The organism is Euzebyales bacterium, assembly GCA_036374135.1.
Lineage (GTDB): Bacteria > Actinomycetota > Nitriliruptoria > Euzebyales > JAHELV01 > JAHELV01.
This window is the reverse complement of sequence record DASUUK010000009.1, coordinates 1-13,435: the sequence shown is the minus strand read 5'-3', so window position 1 is coordinate 13,435 and position 13,435 is coordinate 1. Positions and strand designations below refer to the sequence as shown.

Sequence of the window (13,435 nt, the reverse complement as noted above, 5' to 3'; positions counted from 1 at the left end):
GGTGTGATCGACCGAGGTTGCGCCGTTTCGTGGGCGAGGTCGCCGAGAGTTGGCGTTGCTAACGCAACGTCGACCCTGGGGAGGGCCTCGTGCACGCCTGTCTCGACGACCTCGTCATCGCACTGTACGTCTTCATCGACGATCTGCTCGACTCGCGACCACGGCATGGTCGGCCGCCGCGCATCAGTGACGCCGAACTGGTCTGTCTCGCGATCGCGCAGGTCCTGCTCGACGCGGGCAGCGAACGCCGCTGGCTGCGGCTGGTCGGCGACCGCCTCGGGCACCTGTTCCCGTACGTCCCCCAGCAGCCCGGCTACAACAAGCGGCTGCGCCGCCTGGCACCTGTCATCTGCGCGGTGCTGCGCGAGCTGGTCGCAGCGTCCCCGTCGGTGTGTGACCGGGTCCGGTTGCTCGACTCCACCCCGGTCCCGTGCGCGGCGTCCCGCGAGACGGTCAAACGCTCCGAGCTGGCCGGGTACGCCACCTACGGCTACTGCGCGTCGCACTCCCGGTACTTCTGGGGGTTCCGGCTGTACCTGCTGTCCACGCCTGACGGGCTGCCCGTCGACTTCGCGCTCGCGCCGGCCAACACACCCGAACGCGACGTGGCTGCTGCCATGCTCGACCGCCAACCGTTGCATCCCGGGCAGGTGCTGGTCACCGACAAAGGCTTCGCCAGCGCCGACTTCGAGACCTTCGTCGCCGATATGGGCGCGCTGGTCGTGCGTCCCGACCGCAACGACGAACGCGCGCGGTTCGGCACGCTCGGTGGGATGCGCCAGTGGGTCGAGTCGATCATCGACACCCTCAAGGGCCAACTCGACCTGGAAGGCCACGGCGGGCGTACCCTGCAAGGCGTCTTCGCCCGCGTCGTGCAGCGCCTGGCTGCACTCGCCGCAGCGATCTGGTTCAACTGGCAACTGCACACCCCCGGGCGACACCTGGTCGCCTACGACCACTGACAGCACCACAACGGAATCATTCATCTAGCGGCCGTGGATCGGCTCCCGGCTGTTGTGGATCACCGACTGGCGGTGTGCCGTCCCGCACGGCTACGGTGACGCGACCCCGTCCGCACCGTGACCGCCGCGAAGGCGGACGTGTTCGTGCCGATCCGACCCGGCACCGACGTGGCGCTCGTGCGCGCGATGGTCCATGTCCTGGATCGCGAGGAGCTCACCGACGCCGACCGGCCGGCCGCCCACACCACCGGATGGGACGAGCTACGCCGGTCGGCTGCCGCGATGCCGCCGCCGCGCGCCGCGACGATCACGGGATCGACGACGAGCTGATCACCTGGTGCGCGCGGACGTTCGCGACGCAGCGCCGGCCGTACTCACCAACGCGGCCACCGGTGCCGACGACACCGGGCCGGCGGCGTCCACGAGACCCTCGTCGAGGTCACGCGCGTGCCGGCGCACGCGGACGACTGACATCACTTCGCATCGGCGTCGACCCGGACGATGGCCGCGTGCCACGCGCGCAGCGTCCCGGCGGCGATGGTGACCGCCAGTTCGGCCTCGTCGATCGCAAGGATCTCCCAGCCGTCGCCGAACGTCGTACGGATGAACTCGCGGCTCGTACGGCGTGGCCCCGCATGACCGGGTTGGCGGTCACTGACGCACAGCAGGTGGTACCGACCGCCGGGTCGCATGACCGTGGCCAGCGCATCCACGAAGCCGGGAACAGCCGGCTCGGGCAGCGTGTGCAGCAGACCGCAGTCGATGACCGTGTCGAAGGTCTGGCCGAGCGCGTCGAGGTGCGCGACATCGAGCACCTCGAACCGGGCGTCGACACCGCGCTCCGCGGCCTTGCGCCGGGCGGCGGCCACGGCCTTCGGCGCGATGTCGACGCCGACGGCGTCCAGGCCGAGCTCAGCCGCGAGCAGGGTGTGCTCACCCGTGCCGCAGCCGACGTCCAGCACCCGTCCGGTGATCTCGCCGTCGTCGGCGAGGCGCTGGAGCAGCGGCTGCGGTCGACCGATGTCCCACGGTGGCGTGCCGTCGTACAGCGCGTCGAATCCGCCCTCCAGCCCGGGCAGCGCATCATCTGGGCTCGACGTCCCGGCGCGCAGCGTCCAGTGCGCGAGGACATCGAGCACGGCGAGCACCTCGCCGACCACGCGGTGGTCGTCGGCAGCGACGGCCGCGGCGACCGCGGGTCCGATGTGGGGCTCCTCGTGGCCACCCGCGTCGGCGATCGCCCGGTCGGCGACCTGCACCAGTCGTTGACCGAGGCGGCGGAGCTCGAGAGCGTTCATGACCTGTGACGCTAGCGCAGGACATGGCGCGCTGGGCGGCCGTCGTCGGTGACGGCCGTACACTCGGTCGCGCGCGGTCGGTGACCGCCGCGCGTGGCTGTGACCGCTGGTGGAAGGGAGCGTCGTGCACAGCACCAGGTCGGGCCTCTTCGCGGACGCGTCGCGGTTCGAGGAGCGGTTCATCGCCGACTACGACCAGATCGCCGCGAAGGTGGACGCGTTGCGCGAACACCTGGGCATGAACATCGTGCTGACCAGCGGGTCGTTCGACATCCTCCACGAGGGCCACTCGATGTACCTCGAGGCCGCGCGCGGCTTCGGCGACTTCCTGATCGTCGGTGTCGACAGTGACGAGAAGGTCCGCCGGCGCAAGGGGCCGACGCGACCCGCGGTTCCGGAGAAGGAACGGCTGCGGATGGTCACCCATCAACGTGGTGTGGGGCTGGTGACGCTCAAGCCCGCCGACGCGCCGCGCTGGGCGCTGATCAAGGCGGTGCGCCCGGACGTGCTGGTCACCACCGCCGAGACGTACGCGCCCGAGGAGATCGCCGAGCTCGAGGCCGGGTGGTGCGGACGCGTCGAGGTGCTCGACCGCATGGCTGAGGTCAGCACATCGGCACGGCTGCGCCGACTGCAGCTGCAACTCGCAGACGTCTTGTCCGAGCACCTGGCCAAGCGGCTGCCCGAGGTGTTGCAGGACATCATCGACGAGGTCGTCGGCCAGGGCGATGCCGACCGTGGGTGGGGACGGGCGGGTGAGGGCGAGCGTGAGCGAGCCGGTGGGCGGGGATCGGCGTGACGACGCAGATCCTGCTGTACCTGCCGGTGCTGCACGACGGGTACGAGCAGTTCCTTGCACGGCACGACGACGCCGATGAGGTGCTGTTGCTCGGCACCAGCTTCCGTGAGCAGTTCACGGCGCTGCGCAAGGACATCCGCGCGCTGGCTCCCGAGCGGGCGGCGGCGTACCTACGCGTCACGCTGACGGTCCCGGTGCGCGTGGTCGAGCGGGACGAGCTCGCCACCGCGATCACTGCCGACGTGCTGGTGGCGCCGGACGAGGACGTCATCCGCGACCTGATCGCTGCGGACGGTCTGGATGGCGGCAGGCACGTCGTGCTGGAGCGCACCTTCCTGCGCTGGGACCGGCCGTGGAGTGCCGCGCAACGACCCCCCGGCTACGACGGCGTGGCCGCCGACGCCGCCGAGGTACGCGCACTGCTCGACGTTGCCACAGACGAGGCGCAGCGCAGTTCCGACTGGTGGCGGCAGGTCGGCGCGATCGCCGTGCGCCAGGGGGCGGTGATCGCCCAGGCGCACAACGAGCATCGTCCCACCGAGTACGCGCCGTACCTGCACGGCGATCCGCGCGACAACTTCAGCCGCGGCGTGCGCGCCGACCTGTCGACCGCGTTGCACGCCGAGGCCGGACTGATCGCAGCCTGCGCCCGCGAGGGGATCGCGCTCGCCGGCTGCGACCTGTACGTGACGACGTTCCCGTGTCCAGCGTGCGCGCGGCTGGTCGCGGAGGCGGGTTTCGCGACGTGCTACTTCGCCGGCGGCTATTCGTCGCTGGACGGCGAGCAGATCCTGCGCACGGCCGGCGTCGAGCTGTGCTGGGTCGACGTGGCCGAGCACGCCGACGACGTCACGACGGCCGCGAGTTCAGCCGGAGCCTGACCGGCCGGTCCGCGTCGGGATCCCCGACGATCACATGCACGTGGACGTGCTCGACCGTCCCGCCGGTGTAGCGGACGTCGCCGTTGCGGATCCCCAACCCGTAGTACGTCAGGCCGTGATGCTGGCGCACCCACGCCAGCGCGTCCCAGAAGTCGTCCCGGACGTCCGCAGACAGGTCGAGCATGTCGGTGACGTGCTCGACCGGGACCAGCAGCAGGTGCAGGCTGGTCCCCGCGTACGGGAACGTGTTGCGCCGGACCGACCATCCCGGCGTGCGGTGCAGCACCGAGTGCGGATCGCCGTTCGTGGTCGGCTCGCAGAAGATGCAGATGCCCGCCTCCTCCAGGCGGCGCATGTCGTCGCGCTGAACGTCGGTGCGGGCGTTCGGCAGGTGGTACAGGGTCACCTCAGACCCGATCGTGAGTTTCGAACCGGTACGGCACACCGTCGTCGGTCGTCGCCTCGTCGGAGGTCTCGACCACCCTGAACCCGTTCAGCCAGCCCGCCGGCATAAGGGTGTCGCCGTCGACGTCGCGCAGTACGCGGGTGAGGTGGATGCGGTCGACGTCGTCCAGGGCCTGCTCGTAGATGGTCGCGCCGCCGATCACGAACACCTCGTCGTGACCGCAGAACCTGGCGACCGCGCGGGCCACGCCGAGGGCGCGCGACGTCGACGAGGCGGGGACGACGGTGTCATGCGGAGCCAGATCCCGGCGCGTGACGACCACCGACAGGCGCCGGTCCAACGGCCGGCCGAGCCGGTCGACGATCGACTGGTGGGTGCGCCTCCCGACGACCAACGCGTGGTCCAGCGTCAGGTGGCGGAAGCGTCGGAGATCCTCGCGCACGTGCCACGGCAGGTCACCCTCACGGCCGATCACGTCGTTGGTCGCCGCGGCCACGATCAACGACACCCTCATGACGTGTGCCTACCGCTGTCGCTGCTTGAGGCACGGGACGTGTGCCTGCCGCTGTCGCTGCTTGAGGCACGGGACGTGTGCCTACCGCTGTCGCTGCTTGAGGCACGGGACGTGTGCGTACCGCTGTCGCTGCTTGAGGCACGGGCGCGAGGGAGGCCGTGAGCGCTCACGGGGCGACGGGGATCGTGAGCGGGGGGTGAGGGTCGTAGTCGGCGATCGCGAAGTGCTCTGCGCGGAAGGCGTGGATGTCGGTCACCGCACGTCCCGACTCGGTCAGCTCCACGGTCGGCAGTGGCCGCGCTGGTCGCCCCAGCATCTGGCGGACGGCGTCGATCTGGTCGTCGTAGACGTGGGCGTCGCTGATCGTGTGGTGGTACGTCGCGGCTTCGAACCCGGTCAGGTGCTCGAGCATCAGGGTGAGCGCGGCGTACTGCACCATGTTCGACGGCACGCCGATCGGAACGTCGCCCGAGCGTTGGAACATGTGCAGGTGCAGGCGGTCGTCGATGACCCGCACGTGCACCCATCCGTGGCACGGCGAGATCGTCGTCCGCTGCCGCTTGCGCGCGCCGCGCACCTGGTACTGCGGGATCCACGGGGTCACGAAGTGGGTGCGGTCGGCGGGGAACTCGATGATCTGTTCGACCAGGTGGGCGAACTGATCGAACCCGGGTCCCTCCGAGGTCGGGAAGTCGTGGAAGGCGCCGCCGTAGGACCCCGGGCCGAGGCTGCCCTCGGGCAGCCCACGCTTTGAGGTCTTGGCATCGGTCGCCCATGGTCCCCACCATGTGCACCCGAACGCCTCCAGTTCCTCCAGCGTCGTGGCGCCGTTGATGAACGCGCACAGCTCGGCGATCGCCTTCCGCCAGAACCCCTTCATGCTGCGTTCGGTCACCACGGGAAAGCCGTTGCGCAGCTCGAAGGCCATGGTCTGCTGCATCAGCGTCAGCGCCTTGGGGCCCTGGCGCGTCGGGACCGGCATCCCGCGGTCCACGATGCGGGCGAGCAACTGGCGGTACTGCTCGTCGGGTGTGCGGTCAGCGACAGGCAGGTAGCGCATCACGTTCCTTCACGGGTGTGGGTCGCCACATCGTGACACCGGATGCTCGGCTGTGCGGATCACCACGACGCCGACGTCGTGTCCGCCCACCTCGCGGCCGCCCACAGGTTGCACCACGGCGACCGCAGGCTACCGCACGGCGGCGGCATGCCCCGAGCAGAGTCGTTCGAAGACCTCGTGTGCCGGGCGCCGTGAACGGCGGGGCCCGCACGCGGTGGGCCCAAGGTCTGTGTCGGGTCACCGGCACGAGTGCGGTCAAGATGCGTACGTATCTAGGTCGTCGACATCGCCTCTTTGCCTGTGGACGGGCGAATCCGCCACGAGCGCCACGGGGGCCAGCGGTCCGCCACTGTCCAGCCATCAGCGAGCGCAGGCGTCCTGCGCTCGGAGTGGAGTCGTGAGCGCGGTTCCCACGAACAAGAGGAGGTGACGACGATGGGCATTGAAGTCGTGTTCGTCGTCTGCGGAGCATTCCTGCTGCTGACAGCCATTGTCGGAGGCGGGTTCGAGATCCAGCAGTTGCGGGTGCCACGTGTGGGCACCTTCGTGCGGGTTCTGTCGGGACTGGCCGGGTTCGTGTTCGTGCTGGCCGGTGCCGCATTCGCCGCTGAGCTGGTGCCGACATCCGACCGACACATCGCTGACGAAGGTCGGTCCTCCTCGGGCGTCGAGGAGGGACCGGCTGGCGGCGGGGCCGCGAGCGACCGAAGCGAACCCGCCGATGACGCTCCGACCCACGACGCGGAGCCGACGCATGACAGCGAGCCATCTGAGTACGAGACACCGGCTGACGATCCGGCATCGCCGAGTGGGTTCTTCCAGGAGCAGTTCGTGAGCAGCGGCGACTCCACGGACGGCGCGTACACCTACCGGACGGTCACCGACGACTCGGGGCTGTTGTCCGTCGACGTCCCGTCCGAGTGGAGCGACGTCGACGGGCGTTCCTACACGGACGACGCGGGCTACACGCGGCTCGACGTCCGAGCTGCGAGTGACCTGGACGCGTTCCATTCGCGGTGGGATGTGCCCGGCCTGATCATCTCAGCGTCGGCGAACGTCAGTGACGAAGGTGTGGACGCCTTCGCCGACCGACGCGGGGAGGCGCTCAACAATGCGTGCACGTGGGTCGAGACGGAGACGTATGACGACGGCGTCTACGTCGGGTCCTACGACCTCTACACCGACTGCGGCGGAACAGACACCGAGTACGTCGTCGTGACCGCCATGCCGGACGATGCGACGTTCCTGATCGGCGCGGAGATGCAGATCGTGGATGATCGTGACTTCGCCGCACTCGATCGCATGATCGATTCGTTCCTGCTCGATGAGGAACTCGCGAACGCTGTGTGACCTGGCGTTCCCCAGACCAGGGCGCGTTGGAGTTGGACCGCGCACCGGCGCGGTCCAACTCCGCCCCACGTCGGCACCCTGCGGCCGGCGCGAGCGCGGACCCTCCCCTGCCGTCAACCCAGCTCAGGAGCGTAGCAGTCGGGCGTCCGTCGTCGCCTGCGAGCGATCGACGACGTCCGGTGCGACACGATCGATGCCGGCGAGCAGATCCGGAAGGTCCGGCCACCAGCGTCCCGCGGGCAGGCGTCTGAGCGTGCGATCGATCGCGGTCGCCGTCGACGGAACCGGCACGACCCGCGACGGCGCGGCGTCACGGAGCACGCCGAGGTACCAGTGGCGTTCGGTCGCAGGAAGGTCCTCGGCATCGAGGACGATGTAGTAGTCGGTTAGGGGCGAGCGATGCGGCATGCGGCGAGCACGTTTCCGCAGGTCGCAGGCATGCGGCCCGGCTGCACTATCGTCGACCAGCGTCCCGGCCATTGACCGTAGTGACCCCGCGACGAGTGACCGTCCGGGGTCGTGGCCGACACCAGCAAGGGGTGCCAGCAATGAACAGTGAACCACTTGACCGTGACCGCTTCTACCGACGGTCTGACCGCAACGCGCTCGCCGGCTACGTCGAGGACGAGGCCGTCCGGGTCCACACCCGCGACGGGCTGGTGCGGGCGTTGTCGCGGTCGCTCGCCGAACTGGAACGCGCGACCGACCCCCGCGACGTCGCCAGCCTCGAAACTGAGGTCATGGCGCTGCGCAGAACGCTGGACGTGGCGTGCGCACGCGGGGGTGCGGCGTGACGGTTACCCGACTCGTCGAGCTGCTGATCAGATCCCTGTCGACCGAGCACGAGGTCGCCGACGTCCGCCGCGCACACACCACCTACAGCGACCGTGTGGGGGTGTTGGTCGTAGACCGCGACGGGTTGCGGTGGCGGCTCACCGTTGCTCGTGAGCCGTGGTCCGCCCCCGTCTGACCATCGCCCTACCCGTCGAGGCCTCCGCCGTTTCTGGCGGAGGCCTCGCCGTTGTAGCAGCCAAGCCGCGCCGAAACGGACCGCGCTCAGCCCTGACAGTCCACACCACGCCGCGCCACGCCTGATGCGGCGGGTGTGCTCAGGCCGGTGAGGCGGCAGCGTTGCGTACGACGCGAGCTCCTAGTTCCCGGCGCGGTACTGGTCACGCTATGCGAGAGCGGCGCAGTGGCGGCTACGGATAGACCTGAACGATCCTGTTCGCATGCACGCTGTAGATGCGGGGGCCAGGCTTCCTGCACGCCTGGAGGATGCGGTTCCAGTTCGTCATGAACCGTGCAACCTGTTCACTGCCACTCATGTTTGAGTTGGGAAGCGCGAACATGACGACGGCACAGCGCTCTACCTCGGCGAGCTCCTCCGCTGTGCGCCTGATGTTCTTGTCCGCAGTGAGGATCGGGTAACCGTTCTGACCGGCGTCACTCAACCACTCAACGTCCGGCATCTCTTGCTCGTGCTCTCCGTACAAGTCGAAGAGCGTGTAAGCCGTCGCACCTCGGCCGCGCACGGCTTGAGGGACTTGGTAGCGCCCCAGACTGCGATCGATCACGAACTCAGGCGTCGGCGGCTGTCGCTGACTACGCCGCTTCGCCAAACGCGACCCCCGCGGCGTCTCTGACATCGCCGGACGGTACGCCGAAGTCGCGGGCGACGTCCTCAATGGAGTCTCCCGCACGAACCCGGCCGATCACGGCATCGAGCGGCGCCGATCCATTGATGAAGACAGGATGACCCCCCGCACGATCGGGCCGCACCAGCAGGATCGGATTTCGGGTGCAAGGCAGCACGAGCTCTGTAGCCCATTCATCACCGTCGAACCGGATGCGCTCGAGGTACTCCTCGATGGCCTTGTCGAACACCCGCTGTCCGTCCACCACCTGGGTTAGGCCGCTCAGAGGTCGAGCATGCCCGTTGGCGTAGTCGTAGAGGATCTTCGCACCGTCTGTGTACAGGTGTTGCGACGCAAGGACGTGCTCGATATCGAGCTCTTCTTCGAGCCGCCGGACGGCTTGCCTGATCTCTTTGAGGTGGATGCGATACTGCGTGCCGCGCCGGAACGCAGCTACGACCATGCTCTCGGTGAGACCAACGAAGGGAATGATCGGCCGTCCCGCCGGCGCAGCGATCGACGTGATCACGGGATCGCCGTGCACCGCCGGGCGGTTGGGTGGGCGCCTGACATACCCGCGCACCCAGGTGTTGTACGTGCTTTCGGGCACGCCGAGATACCTGGCCGCTTCCGCCATGGTGTAGAGCGGCCGGTCGAACCGCACATCACCGGTCACAGTCCACACCGCCCCACGTCGCGCCGATGTGTTGAGACTACCCTCAACGCCTCGTGACGAACAGTCACTACGACAGCGGTACGGCGGTGTGGCCCCACGTGGCAGGGTTCACGCCAACGTTGATCTCCGCGCCCCAGCCCGCGAACATAGGTTCGGCGTGCGGCGGGCACGCTGCCCGCCATGAACGAACCCTTGTCGCTACCGTTGCGGCCAGATCGGTGCGCGGTCCTCACCCCGTACAGCATGGGTCGCGGCGGCGGGAACCGTCAGCAGCCGCCGATCGTCGAAGTCCGCTGGCGGTTCCCGTACCCGCCGCCGCACGTGAGCGTGCTGCGGTTGTGCTCCGAGCATCGAGCGCTGCTCGCGTTCCGCGGGCAGTACATCGCCGAACGGCCGCTGGCGGATGTGTCGGTCGGGATGCTGTACGACGCCGCCGTCGAAGACTGATCGCCCCTGCGGATGGTAGACACCGATGGCGGCTCGCGGGCGCGTGCGGGGGCGCGGCCCGCCTGACATCCTCCCGACCCCGTCGGGGCGCGCCTCCGCCGTTGTGGCGGGTGCGTCAACCGTTGTGCGATGCCTTCCGACCATGCCCCGACGACGACCCACACCACAGCCAACCACCGACATCGCGGCTCGCGCTCGACGAGATCGTTAGCCGACGTCGAGGCGCGGGCACGGATCGAGTACAAGTTCGATCGGGGAATCGACACCCGAAAGTAGGGCGGAGGCGAGCAGTGACGAGCAACAACAACGACAACGACAACGACGACCAGTTCGACGAGCTGGTAGGCGACGTCGAGATCGACGACCGCGGCGTCGTCGAGGACTACGACCGCGGACGGATGTGGATCAACGCGACTGAGCACTTCTTCGAACGGGGCGAAAGTGAGAGCTATCACAAGCTGGTCAGCGCGCTTGGGTCGCTGGTCGGGTACCGACGCTTTCCGTCAGGCGCCGTCAATCCGGACGACGTCGGCAGCTTCCCGCCCTGGCGCGGTGAGGACGGCACTGTCGTCATCTTCGTGGGAAGCCAACTCGTCGCCACGTGTGACGTGCGTGACCTATTTCGGGAGTCGTAGGCGGGCGCGGCCTGTGGGGAGGCGGCCCGTCGGCACCATCACGACATCCGACGGACCGCCAAAGCCCTGGCGCTGCTCTCAGACGGTCGGGGGGCCGCCGGCCGACTGAGTGAAAGCCGGCGGCCACCCGTTTGCGGTCTGACACGCGACGCTCGGGATGGCTGATCGTGTAAGCCAACGCCGCGCGCCAGACCACATCTGTCAGATCATGCGGTCAAGATGCGGAACGCCTCGTCGACCACGACACCCGCGCCCGTCCGGAACCACAACCACGCGCCCCGCTGCCCCGTCGGCCTGCGGTTCGCGCCGACCAGATGCGGGATCAACTCGATGCGGGTGCCGACCCGGTCGGCGACCACATACCCGGCCTGAAAATCGCCGTACAGCAACACGTTGTCGTTGCCCGCGGACGCCGTGTCACCCGGCGTGTCCAGATGCGACGCCTCGTTGAGCGGGCGGCGCAACAGCCGGTCGTTGGCGACCTCCGGGAACCGCAAACTCCCACCGGCCGTCTCGAAGCTGTTGATCGTGTTGATCACCGTGAGGTTCGCGAGCCATTGCGCGTTCGGTTGGAACCGTGCGCCGAGCGCGTTCTGCAACCCCGTCACGTCGGCGACGGCGATCGTGTCGGCCGTGCCCGCCGGGACCTTCGACCCGGCCGCCAGGCCCGACGCCACACCCTCGGGTTGACCCGAGCCGGTGCCGTTGACGTGCGCGGCGGCCATCAGCTGATCGGCGGCGTCGAGCAGCAGCTTGGCGAGCTCGTTCATCCCGTTGACCGCGTCGCCCTCCCACTCGACGGAGAACGGCACGAACGCTGAACCCTTGAAGATGTTCACGGTCGGCTGCGCCATCGTCGGGGTCGCGTCGGCCGCCTCGGCGTGCTCCGCCAACCACTCGGCCGTCACACCCGCGCTGGACACGCCATGCCACACGTCGGACACCGCGGTCACGACACGGGAGATCCGCCGCAGCGGGTCGACGCTGCCCGCGGACGTGAGCATGATCGTCGGGTCCAACTGGAACGGCACCATGAACCCGCCGCCCGCGTCGGTGCCGATCTCCAACTGGCGGGACACCGTCTCCGCCCGCCGGTACGCGTCCAGCTCGTCGGCCGACCAGCTGCGGTGACCGTTCATCGGGTCGCGGACCAGCGCAGCGAACGCCGTCCGATACGCGGGGTCGCTCGACGCGACCGCCCAACGGGACAGCAGGTCACCTTCGGACGTGCCCGGCTCGTGGTGGTCGAACGCGTCGGCGAGCCGCTGCTGCCCGTCGACGGGGACACCCGCGGTCCGTTCGACCGCGGCGACCGCGCGGCCACGCAGATCAGCCGGCGACGACGCCAACGCACCAGACCGGCGCTGCCACGGATCACCGCCGAACGACCGGGCGTCCGACGGACCCGACCCAAGCGACGAACCGGGGATCGTCGACCCGCCCGCGACCGCACGCTCCACACGCTCCAGCTCGCCCCGCAACGTCCGGAGCCGCCCGAACTCCTGTTCCAGCTCGCGGAACCGTCGCTCATCGTCCGCCGTCAGCGGATCCGACCGGCCGGCCAGCACCTCAAGCTCAGCGTCGATCTGTCCCAGCCGCGCGTCGATCTCGTCCATACGTGCACCCATGGCACACCCCACATTTGCCGCCACGGTTCGGGCGGGTTGTTTGCTGTGTGGTGCGTCCGGGTGCCCTCGAGCAGCGGGCCGGCGCGTGACGCTGTTGTCTGCCGCCGCGTGCGGTAGACCATCGCTGGTCCCGACGTCACGCGTGATGCGGCGCTCTCGCCTCCGTCGGCCGCGCCCCAGTTCCGCCGGGAACGCCCATGCTGCACGACCGCGTCAGCTAATCCGAGGATACACCAGACGCATCATCAGGCGCGTCAACCCACAACGTCGCGACGTCCAACTCGACGTCGACCGCCAACCGGGTGTCCTCGTCGAACCGTTCCAACTCCGCGATCGCCGCGCGCATCTGATCCAACACCGCCAACCGAGCCGCACGCGACATACTCACCAACTACTCCTCACCCATGGGGATGGACCGGGAGGGCACCGGGGTCGGACGGAAATCCGGCCACAATCCGCTGAACCCCCCAGCTCCTCATTTATCTACGGTCCAGACTTTTCGGTCACTCATCGTCGTACTCGCCCGCGAACGGGTCGACCAGCCGCCCCGCCGAGTCCACCTCAGTCACGTCCGGCCGCTTCGACGGCGACAACTGCAACTGGTCGAACGCGGCGCGCACATCACGCGCCAAGTTCTGCTCGGCGGCGATCAGCGGGTGCGGTCTGGTCTGACCCTTCGACCCGGCGACCGTCGGGCCGTCCACCGCCAGCTGCGCGCGGACCTGCGCGAGCCGCTCCCGCAACCGCAACGCGTCAGCGAGGAGGAGCGCGTCGACCTCCGCGACACCGCCGAGCGCGCGGCGGTCCGCCACGAGCCGGCGGAACAACCGTCTGGAGGCGTCTGACAGGTCGTCAGGCGCCCGTAGGTGCGTGCTGGTCATCGCAGGTCACCCCCTGGTGAAAAAACGGGTAGTGGCCGAATGCTTGAACCCGTCCGTAGTCCGAGAGAGGTATGCATGATTGCGGAAGGTGCCGTCCGTTTTCCGTGTCGACCGGGTGCCCTCCCTTTCCGAGGTCATCGGTCGTCGTCTTCTTGGTCAGTGTCAGTGCGGCTGCATTGGTGGGCGAGGCACCACCAGTGACCGCATGTCGTGGGTGTCTGGTCCGCAGTGGTCCGCGGACCTCGCCATTGTTTCTCCATA

Annotated in this window: 19 protein-coding genes; 9 read left to right on the top strand and 10 right to left on the bottom strand. The window is 68.8% G+C overall.

Going from position 1 to position 13,435, the window contains the following annotated elements:
* Window positions 1-89: 89 nt before the first annotated feature.
* Together VFZ70_01130 and VFZ70_01125 are read left to right on the top strand one after the other, a co-directional pair.
* Window positions 90-962: an IS982 family transposase gene (locus VFZ70_01130; protein ID HEX6254390.1), complete on the top strand. Its 873-nt coding sequence runs from the start codon at window positions 90-92 to the stop codon at window positions 960-962.
* 117 nt (window positions 963-1,079) lie between these two features.
* Window positions 1,080-1,292, top strand: coding sequence for a hypothetical protein (locus VFZ70_01125; GenBank protein ID HEX6254389.1), 213 nt, complete (start codon window positions 1,080-1,082; stop codon window positions 1,290-1,292).
* A gap of 143 nt (window positions 1,293-1,435) precedes the next feature.
* Here the strand turns inward: VFZ70_01125 and VFZ70_01120 are convergent, their stop codons facing one another.
* Entirely contained in the window at window positions 1,436-2,260 is an 825-nt protein-coding gene (locus VFZ70_01120; GenBank protein ID HEX6254388.1) for a class I SAM-dependent methyltransferase, read from the bottom strand.
* A gap of 124 nt (window positions 2,261-2,384) precedes the next feature.
* Here VFZ70_01120 and VFZ70_01115 point away from each other — a divergent pair, with 124 nt between their 5' ends.
* A complete protein-coding gene (locus VFZ70_01115) occupies window positions 2,385-3,059 on the top strand; it encodes an adenylyltransferase/cytidyltransferase family protein (GenBank protein ID HEX6254387.1) in 675 nt (224 codons plus the stop codon).
* Complete coding sequence (locus VFZ70_01110) at window positions 3,056-3,940, top strand: deaminase (GenBank protein ID HEX6254386.1); 885 nt, start codon at window positions 3,056-3,058, stop codon at window positions 3,938-3,940. The genes VFZ70_01115 and VFZ70_01110 overlap by 4 nt, the downstream gene beginning before the upstream one ends.
* Here VFZ70_01110 and VFZ70_01105 read toward each other — a convergent pair.
* The 3 genes from VFZ70_01105 to thyA all read right to left on the bottom strand — a co-directional run bounded on the left by VFZ70_01105 (window position 3,909) and on the right by thyA (window position 5,920).
* Window positions 3,909-4,346 (bottom strand): HIT domain-containing protein, encoded by a 438-nt coding sequence (locus VFZ70_01105; GenBank protein HEX6254385.1) that lies wholly within the window; start codon window positions 4,344-4,346, stop codon window positions 3,909-3,911. The genes VFZ70_01110 and VFZ70_01105 overlap by 32 nt on opposite strands.
* 1 nt (window position 4,347) lies before the next feature.
* A complete protein-coding gene (locus VFZ70_01100; GenBank protein HEX6254384.1) occupies window positions 4,348-4,860 on the bottom strand; it encodes a dihydrofolate reductase in 513 nt (170 codons plus the stop codon).
* 166 nt (window positions 4,861-5,026) lie between these two features.
* Window positions 5,027-5,920, bottom strand: a complete 894-nt coding sequence (gene thyA / locus VFZ70_01095) for a thymidylate synthase (protein HEX6254383.1) — start codon at window positions 5,918-5,920, stop codon at window positions 5,027-5,029.
* 435 nt (window positions 5,921-6,355) lie between these two features.
* On the opposite strand from thyA, the gene VFZ70_01090 reads away from it, so the two are divergent.
* The gene (locus tag VFZ70_01090; protein HEX6254382.1) at window positions 6,356-7,270 is read left to right on the top strand and encodes a hypothetical protein; all 915 of its coding nucleotides are present in this window, start codon (window positions 6,356-6,358) and stop codon (window positions 7,268-7,270) included.
* 123 nt (window positions 7,271-7,393) lie between these two features.
* Here VFZ70_01090 and VFZ70_01085 read toward each other — a convergent pair whose 3' ends face one another.
* On the bottom strand, window positions 7,394-7,678 hold the full coding sequence (locus VFZ70_01085) for a hypothetical protein (protein ID HEX6254381.1): 285 nt from the start codon (window positions 7,676-7,678) through the stop codon (window positions 7,394-7,396).
* A 140-nt stretch (window positions 7,679-7,818) separates the two neighbouring features.
* Here VFZ70_01085 and VFZ70_01080 point away from each other — a divergent pair, with 140 nt between their 5' ends.
* Complete coding sequence (locus tag VFZ70_01080; GenBank protein ID HEX6254380.1) at window positions 7,819-8,064, top strand: hypothetical protein; 246 nt, start codon at window positions 7,819-7,821, stop codon at window positions 8,062-8,064.
* The gene (locus VFZ70_01075; GenBank protein HEX6254379.1) at window positions 8,061-8,240 is read left to right on the top strand and encodes a hypothetical protein; all 180 of its coding nucleotides are present in this window, start codon (window positions 8,061-8,063) and stop codon (window positions 8,238-8,240) included. The genes VFZ70_01080 and VFZ70_01075 overlap by 4 nt, the downstream gene beginning before the upstream one ends.
* A gap of 232 nt (window positions 8,241-8,472) precedes the next feature.
* On the opposite strand, the gene VFZ70_01070 is transcribed toward VFZ70_01075, so the two are convergent.
* The gene (locus VFZ70_01070; GenBank protein ID HEX6254378.1) at window positions 8,473-8,847 is read right to left on the bottom strand and encodes a hypothetical protein; all 375 of its coding nucleotides are present in this window, start codon (window positions 8,845-8,847) and stop codon (window positions 8,473-8,475) included.
* A 28-nt stretch (window positions 8,848-8,875) separates the two neighbouring features.
* On the bottom strand, window positions 8,876-9,583 hold the full coding sequence (locus VFZ70_01065; GenBank protein ID HEX6254377.1) for a hypothetical protein: 708 nt from the start codon (window positions 9,581-9,583) through the stop codon (window positions 8,876-8,878).
* Between the two features lie 180 nt (window positions 9,584-9,763).
* Between VFZ70_01065 and VFZ70_01060 the strand changes: the two genes are divergently transcribed.
* Together VFZ70_01060 and VFZ70_01055 are read left to right on the top strand one after the other, a co-directional pair.
* Complete coding sequence (locus VFZ70_01060; GenBank protein HEX6254376.1) at window positions 9,764-10,030, top strand: hypothetical protein; 267 nt, start codon at window positions 9,764-9,766, stop codon at window positions 10,028-10,030.
* Between the two features lie 290 nt (window positions 10,031-10,320).
* Complete coding sequence (locus VFZ70_01055) at window positions 10,321-10,665, top strand: hypothetical protein (protein HEX6254375.1); 345 nt, start codon at window positions 10,321-10,323, stop codon at window positions 10,663-10,665.
* Window positions 10,666-10,871: 206 nt separating this feature from the next.
* Here the strand turns inward: VFZ70_01055 and VFZ70_01050 are convergent, their stop codons facing one another.
* The 3 genes from VFZ70_01050 to VFZ70_01040 all read right to left on the bottom strand — a co-directional run bounded on the left by VFZ70_01050 (window position 10,872) and on the right by VFZ70_01040 (window position 13,174).
* Complete coding sequence (locus VFZ70_01050; protein HEX6254374.1) at window positions 10,872-12,293, bottom strand: phage major capsid protein; 1,422 nt, start codon at window positions 12,291-12,293, stop codon at window positions 10,872-10,874.
* Window positions 12,294-12,510: 217 nt separating this feature from the next.
* Window positions 12,511-12,681 carry a hypothetical protein gene (locus VFZ70_01045; GenBank protein ID HEX6254373.1) on the bottom strand — a complete coding sequence of 57 codons (171 nt, stop codon included), beginning with the start codon at window positions 12,679-12,681 and terminating at the stop codon, window positions 12,511-12,513.
* Between the two features lie 115 nt (window positions 12,682-12,796).
* Window positions 12,797-13,174, bottom strand: coding sequence for a P27 family phage terminase small subunit (locus VFZ70_01040; GenBank protein ID HEX6254372.1), 378 nt, complete (start codon window positions 13,172-13,174; stop codon window positions 12,797-12,799).
* Window positions 13,175-13,435 lie beyond the last annotated feature (261 nt).

Coding starts and splice junctions, on each gene's coding strand:
- VFZ70_01120 (HEX6254388.1), bottom strand. CDS start 2,260: ATGAACGCTCTCGAGCTCCGCCGCCTCGGTCAACGACTGGTGCAGGTC.
- VFZ70_01100 (HEX6254384.1), bottom strand. CDS start 4,860: ATGAGGGTGTCGTTGATCGTGGCCGCGGCGACCAACGACGTGATCGGC.
- thyA (HEX6254383.1), bottom strand. CDS start 5,920: ATGCGCTACCTGCCTGTCGCTGACCGCACACCCGACGAGCAGTACCGC.
- VFZ70_01090 (HEX6254382.1), top strand. CDS start 6,356: ATGGGCATTGAAGTCGTGTTCGTCGTCTGCGGAGCATTCCTGCTGCTG.
- VFZ70_01085 (HEX6254381.1), bottom strand. CDS start 7,678: ATGCCGCATCGCTCGCCCCTAACCGACTACTACATCGTCCTCGATGCC.
- VFZ70_01080 (HEX6254380.1), top strand. CDS start 7,819: ATGAACAGTGAACCACTTGACCGTGACCGCTTCTACCGACGGTCTGAC.
- VFZ70_01060 (HEX6254376.1), top strand. CDS start 9,764: ATGAACGAACCCTTGTCGCTACCGTTGCGGCCAGATCGGTGCGCGGTC.
- VFZ70_01050 (HEX6254374.1), bottom strand. CDS start 12,293: ATGGGTGCACGTATGGACGAGATCGACGCGCGGCTGGGACAGATCGAC.
- VFZ70_01040 (HEX6254372.1), bottom strand. CDS start 13,174: ATGACCAGCACGCACCTACGGGCGCCTGACGACCTGTCAGACGCCTCC.